The 666-nt window shown below is 79.9% G+C and carries 1 protein-coding gene; it reads left to right on the top strand.

Annotated elements, in window-relative coordinates; translation table 11 throughout:
- Window positions 1–10: 10 nt before the first annotated feature.
- The coding region (locus tag VQ02_RS33885) for a hypothetical protein (protein WP_157080928.1) at window positions 11–666 on the top strand (656 nt) is incomplete at its 3' end.

The following is a 666-nucleotide window of genomic DNA, read 5'->3' as shown; positions in this document are numbered from 1 at the left end:
GGCGGCGGAGGTGCTGCGTCGTGCGGCCGAGACGGCGACGGGCGCGGTCGGTGCGCGCACGGCGGAGAGCGTGGAGGCGTTCCGGCAGGGTGCCGAGGAGGCGACGGGCGCGCTGCAGGCGCGACTGGCGGAAGCGGCGTCGTCCTTTGCCCGTGTGGCGGAGGAGGCGGCGAGCCTGATCGGGACACGGGCGGGCGAGGCGGACGCGGCGCTGCACGGCGCGGTGGTCGGCCTGGCGGGCCGGGCCGAGGAGGCGGCGCTCGCCATCGGGCGCGCCGCCGAGACGGCCACCGGCGCGCTCGACGCGCGCACCCTGGCGGCGACCTCGGCCTTCGCGCAGGCGGCCGAGGAGGCCGGGCGCCTCGTGGCCGAGCGGACGAGCGCGGTCGATGCGACCCTGCGGGGTGCGGTCGACGGGCTGGCCGAGCGGGCCGGGGAAGTGGCCGCGGCGATCGGTACGGCCGCCGAGCAGGCGACTGGGCACTTCGATGCGCGCACCCTGGCGGCGGCGTCGGCCTTCGCACGGGCGGCGGAGGAGGCCGGGCGCCTCGTGGCCGAGCGGGCGGATACCGCCGACGCGACCCTGCGCGGGACGGTCGAGCACCTGACGCGCCAGGCCGAGGACGTGGCTGCGGCGATCGCGCTGGCGGCCGAGAGCGCCACCGG

This window comes from Methylobacterium variabile (assembly GCF_001043975.1).
GTDB lineage: Bacteria > Pseudomonadota > Alphaproteobacteria > Rhizobiales > Beijerinckiaceae > Methylobacterium > Methylobacterium variabile.
This window is presented reverse-complemented; position numbering and strand designations above follow the sequence as displayed.